12 protein-coding genes are annotated in these 12788 nt (G+C 53.3%); 5 read left to right on the forward strand and 7 right to left on the reverse strand.

All coding sequences use genetic code 11. The features are described from left to right. Window positions 1-35: 35 nt before the first annotated feature. Window positions 36-941: a phospholipase D family protein gene (locus tag IFT57_RS08185; RefSeq protein ID WP_192151152.1), complete on the reverse strand. Its 906-nt coding sequence runs from the start codon at window positions 939-941 to the stop codon at window positions 36-38. A gap of 163 nt (window positions 942-1104) precedes the next feature. Here IFT57_RS08185 and IFT57_RS08190 point away from each other — a divergent pair, with 163 nt between their 5' ends. Further along, window positions 1105-2325 (forward strand): hypothetical protein, encoded by a 1221-nt coding sequence (locus IFT57_RS08190; protein WP_122530970.1) that lies wholly within the window; start codon window positions 1105-1107, stop codon window positions 2323-2325. A gap of 1 nt (window position 2326) precedes the next feature. Further along, on the forward strand, window positions 2327-3550 hold the full coding sequence (locus IFT57_RS08195) for a hypothetical protein (RefSeq protein ID WP_244656757.1): 1224 nt from the start codon (window positions 2327-2329) through the stop codon (window positions 3548-3550). 55 nt (window positions 3551-3605) lie between these two features. Here the strand turns inward: IFT57_RS08195 and IFT57_RS08200 are convergent, their stop codons facing one another. Next, window positions 3606-4322: a hypothetical protein gene (locus IFT57_RS08200; RefSeq protein WP_122530969.1), complete on the reverse strand. Its 717-nt coding sequence runs from the start codon at window positions 4320-4322 to the stop codon at window positions 3606-3608. Window positions 4323-4461: 139 nt separating this feature from the next. On the opposite strand from IFT57_RS08200, the gene IFT57_RS08205 reads away from it, so the two are divergent. Further along, a complete protein-coding gene (locus IFT57_RS08205; protein ID WP_122530968.1) occupies window positions 4462-5766 on the forward strand; it encodes a hypothetical protein in 1305 nt (434 codons plus the stop codon). Between the two features lie 470 nt (window positions 5767-6236). After that, a complete protein-coding gene (locus IFT57_RS08210; RefSeq protein ID WP_122530967.1) occupies window positions 6237-7277 on the forward strand; it encodes a hypothetical protein in 1041 nt (346 codons plus the stop codon). Between the two features lie 530 nt (window positions 7278-7807). Here IFT57_RS08210 and IFT57_RS08215 read toward each other — a convergent pair. The 4 genes from IFT57_RS08215 to IFT57_RS08230 form a co-directional block, all read right to left on the reverse strand. Further along, complete coding sequence (locus IFT57_RS08215; RefSeq protein ID WP_192151154.1) at window positions 7808-8419, reverse strand: hypothetical protein; 612 nt, start codon at window positions 8417-8419, stop codon at window positions 7808-7810. Beyond that, complete coding sequence (locus IFT57_RS08220) at window positions 8419-8763, reverse strand: hypothetical protein (protein ID WP_122530965.1); 345 nt, start codon at window positions 8761-8763, stop codon at window positions 8419-8421. The genes IFT57_RS08215 and IFT57_RS08220 overlap by 1 nt, the downstream gene beginning before the upstream one ends. Next, the gene (locus IFT57_RS08225) at window positions 8756-10123 is read right to left on the reverse strand and encodes a hypothetical protein (RefSeq protein WP_122530964.1); all 1368 of its coding nucleotides are present in this window, start codon (window positions 10121-10123) and stop codon (window positions 8756-8758) included. Before IFT57_RS08225 ends, IFT57_RS08220 begins: the two co-directional genes overlap by 8 nt. A 297-nt stretch (window positions 10124-10420) precedes the next feature. Next, window positions 10421-10945 carry a hypothetical protein gene (locus IFT57_RS08230; protein ID WP_122530963.1) on the reverse strand — a complete coding sequence of 175 codons (525 nt, stop codon included), beginning with the start codon at window positions 10943-10945 and terminating at the stop codon, window positions 10421-10423. A gap of 235 nt (window positions 10946-11180) precedes the next feature. On the opposite strand from IFT57_RS08230, the gene IFT57_RS08235 reads away from it, so the two are divergent. Continuing rightward, window positions 11181-11369: a hypothetical protein gene (locus IFT57_RS08235; protein ID WP_122530962.1), complete on the forward strand. Its 189-nt coding sequence runs from the start codon at window positions 11181-11183 to the stop codon at window positions 11367-11369. A 57-nt stretch (window positions 11370-11426) separates the two neighbouring features. Here the strand turns inward: IFT57_RS08235 and IFT57_RS08240 are convergent, their stop codons facing one another. Continuing rightward, on the reverse strand, window positions 11427-12680 hold the full coding sequence (locus tag IFT57_RS08240; protein ID WP_122530961.1) for a F390 synthetase-related protein: 1254 nt from the start codon (window positions 12678-12680) through the stop codon (window positions 11427-11429). Window positions 12681-12788: the final 108 nt, after the last annotated feature.

The following is a 12788-nucleotide window of genomic DNA, read 5'->3' on the forward strand; positions in this document are numbered from 1 at the left end:
GCATGCCTTTGTCGAAAAGATCGAAGAGGTGAGCTCTACTCGCCTTTTCGGTACCAGCCGAGACTGAACGTGTCCAGGTTTGCCCCGTACTTAGCCCAGTGGACAATCGCAGGCTTAGGGCGAAGTGCCGGATTGTTCGCCAGTTCAACCAGAAACGCCTGCACCTTGTCGAAGGTTTTCAGGTCCCTGGCTCGATTGGCCACCATATCGGGGGTCAAAAAGTATGGCTTGCCCTCAATGTTGGTTCGCGCCACCCGGCCAGACAAGAGCCACAACAGGTTGGCAGCATGAGCCGGCACTTTGATAGTGGCCTTGTTTTCGACCTCTCCGGGGAAAGCTCTGTAGTAAATCCTGGCCAACTCGGCGGAGGCCATGCGGGTCTTGTTGCGAGACTTTGCGCCAAGGGGTAGCGTCTCAAACACATCCTCTTCGAATAGCTCTGGCCCGTATGGCTTTCCACCTTCGCGTATCCAGCGCTGCTTGGCCTGTTCGATGTCATCAGATGTAATGGCACGGGCGCCAGCCCAAATGGAATCGAACCATAGATCAACCTCACCGTGGGGCGCAGTACCTGGCTCAATGAAGAAGCCGGCTTCAATCCACCCCCCGACCTCCGCCATCTGCAAGCCAAGTGCTTTTTCGGAGAAATTGGCCGAACCCACCACTGCCCCGCCCGCACTGATCGCAACCTTCGCGTGCAGGTCGTCCCGCTGCCTGAAAACCACATTGGGCTGGCGCATGATGGTTTCAATGACGCCTGGGTTGGTTCCAGGATGAGAGAGATTGCAGATCAACTCGTGTGGCCCCTTTCCTCGCGCCATTACTTGAGCCCCTTCACCCCAAAAAGCTACCGCAGCACGCAAGCGATCACCACCGGCATGGCTTGCAGATATCAAATCATCTATTTTGGCCAGTATTTGGGCGCGAGACTGCAGAAACATAGGGTCACTCCGGCGTAGGGGCAGACGGCAGTAGAGCAAACCTGCTGCGACCCCGCAACCGCCGCCGCCTGTCTTTGAAGTTAGGCCTACATCTGTAGGAAGGGATGCCTTGGCTGGCGCTTTTCTCTGCGCGTACACTGGAGTAAGACCAAGAGTGAAGACCATGACCTCCCTACGCCTGCTTGACGCTGACCTGTACCTCAAGGATGAAACCTCTGACTTCTGTTGGGAGCTGTCCTACGAACACATCTGTCACGTGCAGGACGCCTTTGTCAGCTACATGGAAGAGGGTCTGAGCTTTGACGACATCCTGGAGCACGTCGAGAGCGAGGATGAGGATTTTGAATTTGAATCAGTTCCAAGAATGGATGCTGCCAGAGCCTTCTGTGCTGTCGCGATGTGCGTACCGCATCCCAGAATACAAGATCTTGTAGGGTACATCGCCGACGTAGGGGGTGATCACCGCGATGAGATCCAAAGTGTGCTCGACACCCTGTTTGAGTACAACATGGGGCGCAAGATGATGGTAGCTCAGACCTTGGACAGCATAGGTCTTGAGCATCTGATGCAGTTTTCCCCGCTGACCGCTGATGATGCAAAAATGCTGGTGCTGATCAACGATCCAAAGCTCAGCAAGCGGCTTGATCCGTATCTTAAGCCAGAGGTTCGCCAAGAAGGGATCCTGGGAGTTACCTACAGGCCTGCACGTACCATTGGATGGGTGGACAACAATCCAGAGATCATCCCGCACACCGAAGTGCTGATGCGCCTGAAGAGACTCGGCAATACCTTATCGACTTGGAGCTATGGTGAGGCGGCTTCTACCTGTGACGCCGGCAGTTGGCTGGAGAATTCTGACATTGATGTGAAGGAGCAATGGACACTTGAGGGCATCGAGTCTAATGAAATTGATCTGTCAGTGCTCGATATGCCGCAAACCAAACGAACCATGGCCCTGTTCACAAGTGAGTGCGTAGCTGCGATCGTGGGTGAGCTTAAGTCCAACGACCCTATTCACCGGACGATTCTTGGCAAGTTGACCCAAACATTCCTAGATGCAGGTGTTGACGCCCATAAGCTTTTCTACATGACCTGCAGAGGTATGTCGGCGATTGAATACACCGACTTTCAGGAGCGAGGTGGTGTAGACCGGGGTGATTACATTCGCGAAGCCCTGAATTACACCCAGGCTCAGTGGCCTATCCAGCTGCGCCAGATGGCTGAGCACATGGTGGCGCAAGAGCCCGTGGAAAGCCTGCTATCCCATTGCTTCAGTGATCGCTTGCTGAACGCTGCGTATGCCGTTATCCCTGACAAGCGCTTGTTGACGCAAATGGGCTCTACGGGGCGCGACAAGGCCATGGCCTCCGACCTGGGGCTATGACATGACACAGCCGACGATGCTCAAGGGTGTGGTGTATTTCCGGGAAAACCCCAGGGGCAATGATACCTACTGGCCTATCTCGGTGGCTGAAATCCGCGAGGTGCAAGACACGTTCGTGACCTACATGGAGCATGGTTTGAGCCTCGACCATGTTTGTCAGCACGTGGACAACTCGCAGTACGGTATGGATGCCGATGCGGTTCATGACTGCGCTTTGGCTTTCTGCGCAGCAGCCCTGTGTATCCCGCACCCACGCCTGTCGGATCTGATTCTCTACGTCCGGGAAATAACCCGAAACAATGACTCGGAAGTCAGCCAGACCCTGGAGCGACTTTTCAATTACAACCTCATTCGCAAGTATGAGGTGATGGCAAGCATCACCAGTGATGCCTTGGACTTGCTGGGTGTGGTGGCGCCTGTGGGTGTTGAGGACTGCATCCTGACCTACCTCATCAATGACAAAGCGATCGCCCCCAGAATCTATGCCCAGGCATCTGCCAGCGAGCGGGAAAAGACTCTGGCATGTGTGAGGTACTTCCCCGAGAGATCTCTAGGATATTTGCGGGATAATCCCGAGTACCTTGGGCACAGAGAAATCATTGACCTGCTGGTTTATCAGGCGAGAGCCATGATGGGAGTGCCGGACAGCACATCGCGCAAATACAGCCTCCAGTTGTGGGCTGACGCCTGCAAACCCAGCCTGGATGAGCCGTTCTCGCTGCTTACTATGCGCTGCAATAGCCATGATCACGGCATCCTTGATCTGGAGCAAACGGTGCGCACACTGAAAGCATTTGGGCGGGAATGCATTGCGGCCATCGTCAAAGGCACCTTCCTCTTGAACAAGGATAAAACAGACCCGGTCTTGCTCGACAAAATGATGAATGCATTCCAGAGGGCCGATATCAGCAAGCAGGAGGTCTTTTATCTGTTGTGCGCGAGGATGACCCATGTTGAATACGCTGACCGTGAGGCTTGCCGTCCTACAATCCCTGATCACTTCATTCGTGAAATGCTCAGATTCACTGACTCATCGAACCCGCTACCCTTCCAGCAAATTGCCCTGCGTCTGCTTGAGTCAGAGCCCCTGGCGGTAATCATCGATGCCTGCAACGACGACCGGACGCTCAATGTCGCTTATGGTCATTTCCGGGACAGACGACTACTGCTTAAGATGTCGGGCACGGCACGTGACGTGGCTTTCGGGGGAGATATGGGGCTTTAGCCAGCACTTGGACGAGAGCTCATCCAGAAAGAGCTCTCGTCCAGTTGTTCTATTGCTATGGCTCCATCCCCAAGTCGCGAACAACGGGTCGGCTGACCATGGGGAAGGGATCTTGAGGCTTGGCCATGGCTGCAGCCGCGCTGAATTTCTCGTCGGATTTGAGATCTTGTTTTACCTTGGTAAGCCCAATCTGGGCCAAGGCAGTAACGGCAGCAACAGCACCCATAGCGCCAGCCTGAACTGCTGCCGCGCCGTAATTTCCTTGCCCTACGAACGGAAGATAGCCAATGCCAATACCCGCCATTACAGACGAGAATAACAAGGGGGCGGCCAGCATCATGCGTGTTGAATCCAAAGCTGTGGATGCCCAGTATGACCGTTTACTGGAAGGCGCATCGATAGCCTGGCAGATAGGTGTTTTACCCTCATCAATGAGGCCTAGGTTTTTACCCATCTGACTAATTCCGTCGACAAATGAGCGCCCGAGATTCTTCACGGCAGTGCCGGCGTTTCTCAGATGTTCTTTATCAAGGTTGCCCAAAGCGGCAAGGCCAATCGAGGTACCTACAACAGCAGCTGCTAGGGCTGGAACGCCTTGTGCTAGCAACGGGCTGTCTAAGCCTCTGTTCATTACTTCGCCATATAGAACAAAGCTTAACAGGCAGGTGGAAAGATAAGCGGCGCCCATCGGAATCATTGCGGTATAAACAGCGTTTTCGGCGAATGACACCTTTCCGTCCGGTTTGCTATCTAGTTTTTGGAGCCGATTCATATTGATGTCCTTTTTCTTTTTCTTGTATAATCAATATATCTTAAATGAGAATATATGATGTATTCAATTTAATGTTGCTTATTTTTTTACGCCAACACTGGCAAGATTGGCGAATAAAAAATTGGCCAGGACATCACTCATGAGCTTTTTGAAAAACCTTTTCAACACGGATGGTCTGGTCAAGGTTGAGTTGTACGAGCTTCCAAAAAACTCCCGCTCAAAGCAAGCTCACGTTCCGGATTTGCTGCGAAGCGATGATTACCGCTCCGGGGCTTTGCAAAGAAGCTGCCAGCAAGCCCTGCTGCGCCATTTGGATCAAGGCAAGCCATTGGCCTCAATGATGTCCCCAAAATCAACCAAGGCGGCTGCCAACGCTCTCCTAGCTCTGTCCCACCCCTGCCCCCGTCACCTGGATCTGTTTGCCTACTGCATCGATCTGTTCGACAACGGAGAGGGTGGGCTTAGGCTCAAGGGGTTATATGCCCAGTATCTGCAAGACTTGATGAGCTACAACCCTATCAACCTCGCCAAGATTCTCAAGCTGCACGGAGATGAGTACCAGTTCTTTCAGTTGACCAAACCTGTGCATGATCAGCTCGCCCAATTTGCCATTCTTCTTGACGATCCTGACCTGGCCAAGAGACTTGAGCGCCTGGAAAATTGCGAGGACAAAACGACCAGACTGTTTGACCACCTGCAGTTTCACCATTTCAGGCGGCGCCTGTCCAACAGTCACTACATCCAGGATTCGGCCCTACGCGAATTCCTCACCCCAGGCCGGGACATTGACCACCAGGAGATTCATTGCCGCATCGAACGATTTCTGGGCCCTTTATGTGAATTGTCTGCCGGCGATCGCACCTTCTCCTTCATTCCCAAAACGCTGATCGATCAATACTGGGCAGATGGCCCATCTTTGGAAAGCTGCGCGGAAACATTCGAAAGCGAAGTGACCCTTGATCAGATCATGGCCTTTCCGGGTATTGATCAATTTCTTACTGATCATAGTTTTCATTTTCTGCAGGAACTGGATATCAGCCCCGTGAGTGGAAGTTTGACATTGGGCAAGGATAGGCTGGAGTTGATCTCCCTGATGACCCAGAAAGCCCTTGATGCAGGTCACTCCACAGTCGACATTCACTACACCAGCATATTTGAGATGAGCCGTTACCGGCTCCAGGATATTCGCAATCAAGGCCGTAACATGACCAAGTGCTGGGTCAAACCAGCTTTGGATTTGGTTGCAAACAACAATTTCAGCCCTGCCGGCCTTGCGATCATCAAGGTGCTTCTGATTCACGAGGGCGTTGACAAGCTATTGGGCTTTGATCTGACCGACAAGCAGCTACTCGCGGCCAAAGAACTCACTGGGAACGGCGGGTTTGCACAGGGTCTGAGCCCAGGCGCACGCGACGACATGATGGGGCGCGACTTGGGTTTGTAGCCAGTCTCTGGGGGAGTCGCCCCTTTCGCGCTTCTTTCGCCTGGTGGTAATGGCCAATCCCTGATGGGCTCAATGCCGAACCCCATCACATAGGCGCCGCAAAGCGCGCTTGCTTCTACAAGAGACATTTGGAGGGCAAGGCATTTGTCCATGTTTGAAAAAGCTTCAGTTTTTTGTCCATGTTTCGAAAATTCTGCCGATAAACAGCTTTGGCCCAATGAAATCAGGAGATTGGCCGACATTACACGTGTGTCGACCTTATCGACATGGGGTGATGCTGAGGCATCAAACTCCTCTGCAGGCCCCGTTTTACATGGCTTTCAGCCAAATATGGACGGATTCCTTGCCATGTTCTACCCTGCCCTACCCAAGCGAGCTGTAATCTAGATCGTCGATGCTGCATTGCAGTGCAAATATTCAAATTCTCGATTAAGTGGTATATTGCTGGGAAATTACCATCAGAGGCACCTATGGCAAAGCACTTTTCCATTCACCAATCTGAGGGCGAACAAGCAAGCCTTCTCTGGCCTGTTCATTCGTCGCACGGAAATATAGGTGTCTTGAAGATTGTTTTTGAGGCCCCCTTGCGCAGAGATGTTCGGGTGCAGGCTATCATCTGGAAGGCTATACGTGCTCTAGAGGCTCTCGGACACCCCGATCCGGGTGAGTTGATCGTCCAAGTGTTTGACTCGAATGATGCGAGCATCAATTTGGTGCGAATTCGTCACACCCATCACTGGGCCCCAGGGCTGACCTGGCATCGCGGCACACAAGAAAACCTCGTCGAAGCGCTTGGTATCGACCCTGCATTTCTGAATTGCTCTGATTGGCCAATGGATGAAGACCTTCGGGTATTTCCTGGCAAGAGCTACCCTACCCAGCGCTACCTGTTGTTGAACGAGGACGATGTTCAGGCTCATTTTGATTGGCCTGTACCCAGCGACCATGGCGACATTGCCGTGCTGACAGTTCGCGAGCCGCACAAGGAGCGATACAGTCAGCGCTCTGAAGACCTTACAATTCGTACCGCCAGACTCATCTTCGAGCGGATGGGTGTGTTGGTATCCTGTGTAGTGACTCATACCTTTCAGCCGCGTTTCAAGGAATGGGATCAACCAGAAAAGTGGGCTATGGTCTGGGTGATGTGGCCATCAGTAGGCAAAACATCGACACCTGAGCCCGAGGGCGTTTGGAATTTCACGAGTAAAACCTCCCTTCAAAGTTTCTTGGCGCTGAGCGATGAGGTACTCGATGCCGACCGTCCTTATTTCGATGCACCTCCTCATATGCCGGCAGCTCGCGAAATCATGTCGACTGAGAAGCGCGTTCAGGCCAGGGTAGAGCAGGACGCCGACAGCCTGCTTGATTGCCTTGAGCGAATCAGAGCTACGCTTGAGCAGGGGCGTTCCGTTGGGTTTCAGGTAGGGCTGTCCGAAGGCGCAGTCCAGATGATGATTGCCAGACACGGTGCGCGGGCGGAACGCATCCTAGCCAACTGCACTCGACTCTGATCGAAACCTGGTTGGCCATACGCCGCGCCACCTAGCCGCCAAGGGATTGGCGAATCACCGACCCTCTCTCTTGATGCCTTCGCACCATGGCGATATCCTTCACGCTTTGTTTAAGGCAACAAGGATCAGGTAATGGCCTACACACCCGTAATTTCTCAGGAAGAGAATGTAGTTATCATCAAGTGCCCCAGTTGCAAAGGCTCGGTGATGAGCTTTGTGGAGCGTTTCGCCGGCAATAGGGACTTGGAAGATCTGGAAGATTTCCGTGAGCGTGGCTTCAGCATATCGACGATACCGGTACGGCGGCTTGGAGTTCAGACTGACTGCGCTTGTAGCAGCCCAGGTACGGTGCAGACGATATCTCCAAGCGTCAGCGTATCACCCAGGCCCAAAGCGGCACCCACTGGAAAACCACTTCTAAAGCTACCCAAAAGACCTTGATTCCAACAAGGCCTCGGCACCAATCAATGCGAGATTGAGCCGTCGCCCACCTCAGGTTATCTCGACACGCCATCATGTTGGCGCCTATGTCAGGGCTTGTCGTTTACCGCTCTGGCCAAAGTCTTGAGCGCAGGCCATTTTTTCAGAAGGAGGGTGGCGGCATGATCCACAGATGCCAACTCGCCAGAGCAGAGCGAGACACCGTTGGGGCCAATCAGGGTGTCATCTTTGATCGCAAAAGGCCCAAATGAGTGTGTCAGGGAAACGCCCATTTCTGTTTCATGTCGAGTCACCAGCCACTGTTCACCCCCTTGATTGGCAAGGCCATAGGTAGGATCAGGGATTTCAAGATTCTGATGAAAGTAGGACTCTACAAACCACGGGTTGACCGCCACACGATCATCGATCATGGATGCGTCGATAACGAAGAATTCGTTTTCGCACGAAGGGCAGTGTCCCACCCACAGCATGTAATCGTAATTCTGGTAGTACCACACGCTGTGATCAGAGGTATCGACTTCATTTTCCAAGCCAGCTTCGACCAATTTCCCGTAAAGACCAAAAATGGTATCCCCGTCTGAGATCCAACCGTCTTCGGTGACCACCTCCTCTTTCTGGGTAGTCACGCGCAATAGCGGCTCTAGGCAGCTTGGACAGGTGCGGCAGTATTCGACTTCGATCGGTTTGAGCTCGATACTCATCAGGGGCTTTTCCAGTAGGTCAGGGATTTCGTTCTGCTGTGACAGGCGAATTCAATAGCCGCCTCTCCCGCAGCAATCGGTTCGTTGTTCATGAGCATTGAGTAGCCATGGCTGGTAAGCATCCGGATTACCTTTTCGCAATCGCGGTCTCGACCCGGACGAAGTTCTTGGGTCACAGGGTTTCCCCGGCCAAGCAGATAGGCCTTTTCCAAAGCCATGACCCTGTGCGCCCTGTCAGTTCTGATGTGGTGCCCGTATGCGGCCAGCATCGACACTGTGCCTGCAATCATGGCCAAGCCAAACCATAGATCCCGATCGCCCAATCGAGCCTTGAGACTACCCATAATGCTGGTCTCCCAGCCTGCTTGAGTTTGACCTTGGCATTTGATCGACGATCTTTCGGGCAAGACGCTTGCCCTCAGTGGCCATCCAGTCGCCCTCTGCTGTCTTCTTGATCTCAACCTTGGCGTAAGGTGGCTTGATGATGAAAGCGCCCTGGGCACGATCCTGAAGGCCGTAAAGATACGTCTGAACTCCGTCTTTCTCACCCAGGTATTGGGTTTCCATGGGGGCGGTGGTGGATACAGCTAGGGCCTGGCCATTCCACTCAATGTCGTAAGTGGTGCTTTGAGCAAGAGTTGTGCCGTGGCGCAGCATCCGCCAGCCCATCTCGAACATCAGCAGCCAGCGACGCCTGGACACCTTTTGCTCACCCTCGGGTGCCAAAATATCGATGCAGTCAGTTAACTGCTCCTTGAGATTGGCCCTGTAGCCGCCCCCAAGCTTGCCAATCAAGTTGTACAAGGAGAGGATCGGTTTGAAGGCCATGGTGCGTTGATGAATTCTGGTCTCTGGGCCACTCTCGAACACTGCAGCCTGGAGGTCTTCAAGGTTCAACAGGTGGATGCCACTGGTGCCCCGAGGGTTGCATTCGATCACGTAGACACCCCCTTCGACTTCATCCTCGATAAAATCGAAGGCCACCTGGCCGTTATACTGGTGCTGCTCAATGAACGCTTTGTTGAACGCTTCGATCTGCTTGTAGTGCACAGGTGACAAGGCCAAGGCTGCAGAGTTTTCAATGCTAAAGCGAGCGTGGTAGCAGCTGTAGGCAACCATTTTGCCGTTCACAGCAACCGCGTAGCTGCACAGATTGCGACCGATAAGCTTTTCCTGCTGCACCCACGGCTGCTTGCCGTCAATTGCGGAGAGGTCTTCGGCAACAGGATTCATGATCACTTTGGAGCCAAATCGAGAGAACGCCGGCTTGAGGATCGTCGCTGCATTGCGAATAACGTCGTCGGCGTTGAAGACGGGCCGAGTTTCAGGGAAGCGGATTCCAGTGTTCTCCGGCAGCTGGGTGAAGACATGGTGTTTGTGATGAAGGTCGGCCAACAATGCGAAGTCCGGACAGAAGACCTGGCAGTCCATTTCTTCAGCAAAACTTGCGAGGTAGAAAACCTCCTCGCATGTGGGGATGACCATCTCGATCCCCTGCTCCAGGACAATGGTCTGAATATCTCGCTTGAAGCCTTCAGAATCCTGGGCGGGAGGTGCCACCTTGATGTAGGTACTCGCGAATGGCGCATAGCGCGAATAGGGGTGGCTCAGACTGTCACAGTAGATGATCTCGTGTTTGGCCTTGAGCGCCAGCCCCCAGTAGTAAGCCACATAAGAGCGTGCGCCGGTAATCAGGATTTTCATAGCTTGGCCTCATGGGTGGCCGGAGTTGAAGGTGGAGTTGATGTGAAATCGACACATTGAACCTGGTCTCGCAGCTCAAGTGGCATCAACGATCTGAGCTGATCAAGCAGGTCGCCATCACACTTGCCGTCGACAAAGGGGATTCCAGCGTCCGTAGTGGGGGTATTCATGGAATATTTAGCTCGGTCTGACTTCGAATGATAACGCCCGCTTTGCGAAGAGGCGTGAATCCTTCAAATATACGGTTTAGGTATAAATTGTCAATATGCAGCTACCTCTGGTATCTCAAACCAGGCCCTATGGCGAAGGCGAATCGTCACGGGTATGAGCCTTGAACTTGGCCAATTGTTGATCTGTCAGAAAGAATTCTGGTTTCTGTGCGACTACGCCGACTTTATCACCTGCGAGGGTGTAGTCCTGAATCAGCCCGGTGAATTTGAAAGATTGAGCGATATCGCGGGTCAGCTGGCGCTCGTTTTGACGGAACCAGGAATCATCGGTGTCGCCAGTTAGACGATTTTGCTCCTTGAGGAACGCCCCCAGGGTGTCTGCGATACGGGGGATGGAGAGGTAGTTTGGATTGGCCGGATAAGGGCTTCTTGGCCCTTTTCTGTAGTCACTACGCGTGATGTTAAACTCGTCGCCGAGAAGGTAATCAGAAATAAGCCCCTTCTCGACCATGCTGTCCATGAGTGAGGTAATGACGTGGCGGGTGCTCTGAGCTTTCTCAGGGTTCAAGGCGACTTTGTGGATGGCTTCTTGATAGCGGCTCACCACCAGTTGCAGGGCCTGGGTGAACTGCTTGTCGAATGCTGCATTCATGGCGTTGGCGCTCGTTATAGGCATCGTGCTGTCAATATTACCATATACCGTTTTTCCGTTGCCATTGGTCGTCACCGTTTAGCACTGTCTGCAGATCACCGTTGTGGGCGGTGGATCTATTCGTGAAGCACTTTATGCTCTCTTGACTGACAGCGGGCTGCAAATTTAAAGGTAGATTTTATGGAAAAAACTCCTAGAATGTAATCCGACACTATTAAACTGGATTGGACATCGCATGAAACTCACAATCGCTCACCTGGTTTTACTTGTGATGGCAATTTCCTTGCTGGAATTCGGTCATCAGAGCCTTGAGTTGGCGTTCAGTAAAGCGGGCGGCTTGGCGCTCTTGGCGTCAGCTACACTTTTGCTTATAGACCTCACTCTGGGTGCCGCAGAGTCATTTCGGAAAGAGGCTTTGATCTAGTTTTTTGAGGTTCAGAGCCCATCCTGATCCATGGCGCTTTAGTCGGCGCCATTTCAATCAATCGGAAACTTGCATGACTCGACGCTTCTTGGTCAGCCGATCGGCAGGCGCGTACTCGGCGAGGCTCATCCGTGGCAACATCAAACCCTTGTTCACATAGTGGGCACTCACCATTGCTTCGAGCACCAGGCGCTGGTGAGGATGAGCGCAGAGGATCAAGGACATGTCTGGCCGCTGCTGCACCTGAAACTCGGTTATGTCGGTACCGAAGAGTATCTCGCGAACCAGAAAATCGGGAAACAGCGTCTCGACCGTACCATCCCGTCTGACCCCCTTAAGCATGTCGTCACAGCGGCCTTCGATGCGCACGATCTCCTTGAACACCTGTGGGCTGGCCTTGTTGATGCACACGACGTCATCGAGCTCGTAGCGGATGATGGGCTGGGAGGTGCGGCGAAAGTCGGTGATGATGGGCTTGAAGCGCGTCTTGGCGTCATCCAGCCACATTGGCTCGATGTGCACCAGGTCTTCGTTGAACTGGAAGGCCCCTCGCTGACTGCATGCCAGAAAGCCCTCGGTGCACTGGTAGATCTGCTCAGGGTATATACCCAGCTTGGACTCACACGCGATCGCCGCATCCGGGTACAGCACTTCGGCACAAGCAATGACACGCTTGGGGCGAAAGTTCAGGAGCTCGGCACGCTCGGCCAACATCTTGATCATGGTGCCGGGGGCGAAGATGATATCGGGCTTGAAAGTGTTCATAGCCTCGATGTGCTGCTCCACATCCTTGGCCAGATCGAAGAACTGAAAGCGCAGACGACGCGAGTTCACCGAATCGTACAGTGTGCTGCCGGCGCGCAGAAACAGCGCTACTCGATGCCCCCTCCAGAGAAGATCCGGGAGCATTTTACCCAGGATTGCGCCCGCCCACAGCTCGCGCTCGGCGGGGCTTGCCAGGAAGATCCCACGATTACCTGAAGTCCCGGACGACAAACCCACGGTGAGGCCATTCAACGTCCCGCCGAACTGACGATCCTGTTCGCTTTTGTACGCAAAATCAAAGGCCTTCTCCTTGGTCACCCCCACCGTGTTGAGTTGGTCGAAGTTTTCCATCATGGAGGCCTTGTTCATCAGCGGCCACTGGCTCAGGGGCTTGCTCTTGCAGCGCGCATAGTACGGGGAGTTCTGGCTTACCCAGCACAGATGCTTGCGAATGCTTTGTTGTTGCCAAGCTTCAAGCCCCTCCCGGCTCTTGAAGGATGAGAATCGGAAACGCAGATAGTGGCGAAGGATGCTCAGGGTATTCACGGCGTCGAAGCCTCAGAAAAAAGTGTCGCAATTATGAGGCTTGGGCGAGAGGTGTCAATATAGACCTATATGTTCATTACAAACCCTTGCTCAGACAAGCTTTGGGGA

Source organism: Pseudomonas sp. CFBP 13719, from assembly GCF_014842095.1.
Lineage (GTDB): Bacteria > Pseudomonadota > Gammaproteobacteria > Pseudomonadales > Pseudomonadaceae > Aquipseudomonas.

Coding starts and splice junctions, on each gene's coding strand:
- IFT57_RS08230 (WP_122530963.1), bottom strand. CDS start 10,945: ATGAATGCAGCATTCGACAAGCAGTTCACCCAGGCCCTGCAACTGGTG.
- IFT57_RS08195 (WP_244656757.1), top strand. CDS start 2,327: ATGACACAGCCGACGATGCTCAAGGGTGTGGTGTATTTCCGGGAAAAC.
- IFT57_RS08220 (WP_122530965.1), bottom strand. CDS start 8,763: ATGGGTAGTCTCAAGGCTCGATTGGGCGATCGGGATCTATGGTTTGGC.
- IFT57_RS08190 (WP_122530970.1), top strand. CDS start 1,105: ATGACCTCCCTACGCCTGCTTGACGCTGACCTGTACCTCAAGGATGAA.
- IFT57_RS08210 (WP_122530967.1), top strand. CDS start 6,237: ATGGCAAAGCACTTTTCCATTCACCAATCTGAGGGCGAACAAGCAAGC.
- IFT57_RS08205 (WP_122530968.1), top strand. CDS start 4,462: ATGAGCTTTTTGAAAAACCTTTTCAACACGGATGGTCTGGTCAAGGTT.
- IFT57_RS08225 (WP_122530964.1), bottom strand. CDS start 10,123: ATGAAAATCCTGATTACCGGCGCACGCTCTTATGTGGCTTACTACTGG.
- IFT57_RS08235 (WP_122530962.1), top strand. CDS start 11,181: ATGAAACTCACAATCGCTCACCTGGTTTTACTTGTGATGGCAATTTCC.
- IFT57_RS08185 (WP_192151152.1), bottom strand. CDS start 941: ATGTTTCTGCAGTCTCGCGCCCAAATACTGGCCAAAATAGATGATTTG.
- IFT57_RS08200 (WP_122530969.1), bottom strand. CDS start 4,322: ATGAATCGGCTCCAAAAACTAGATAGCAAACCGGACGGAAAGGTGTCA.
- IFT57_RS08215 (WP_192151154.1), bottom strand. CDS start 8,419: ATGAGTATCGAGCTCAAACCGATCGAAGTCGAATACTGCCGCACCTGT.